This is a genomic window from Bradyrhizobium sp. 142 (assembly GCF_023074015.1).
Classification (GTDB): Bacteria; Pseudomonadota; Alphaproteobacteria; order Rhizobiales; family Xanthobacteraceae; genus Bradyrhizobium.
Window position 1 is genome coordinate 1 of the sequence record NZ_JADPKQ010000534.1, and the last position, 565, is coordinate 565.

Here is a 565-nt window from a genome sequence, read left to right on the forward strand (position 1 = left end):
CAGACAGAGTCTCTGGCAGCGTGATAGAAAGGGATCAGGAGCGGTCAGTTTCCAACTAGCAAACCGGTTCAAGCGGTCCCGCTCTGCGGGTCCATTTCACAATGGAATTGATCGCAGCGCCTTTCGGTGCGCGGTTACAATCATAGGATATTCGGGCATTGGCAACCAACATCGAAAGATGTGGTAGGCCCGGTGATTGCAAAAATCATTGCTCGTAGAGGAGCACGGACCACAATGACCACGAAGTGGTCCAACCTGGCTTCTTCGCTGATTCGAGCCAATGTGAATTCGGAGAACCATGTCCTGATCGAGAATCAAAAGCGAGGACGAAATCGAGGCTGAGAGAAACGTACCGATGGATCGGCTACAAGAGAGGAGATGAGCCGGCGTGAACCGCCCCGGGATTGCCGGAGGCTCCAACTCTTGAGAAGGGGAGCCATGACGAGCAAGACAACGAACAAGTTTCCACCCGAGGTCCGGGCGCGTGCGGTTCGGATGGTTTTGGATCACGCGAGTGAGCATCCCTCGCGCTGGGCGGCGGTGACGTCGATTGCGGCCAAGATCG

Annotated in this window: 1 pseudogene; it reads left to right on the forward strand. The window is 55.8% G+C overall.

From position 1 onward, the window contains the following. Positions 1–438: 438 nt before the first annotated feature. Positions 439–565: pseudogene (locus tag IVA82_RS47365) on the forward strand (IS3 family transposase); the annotation flags it as partial.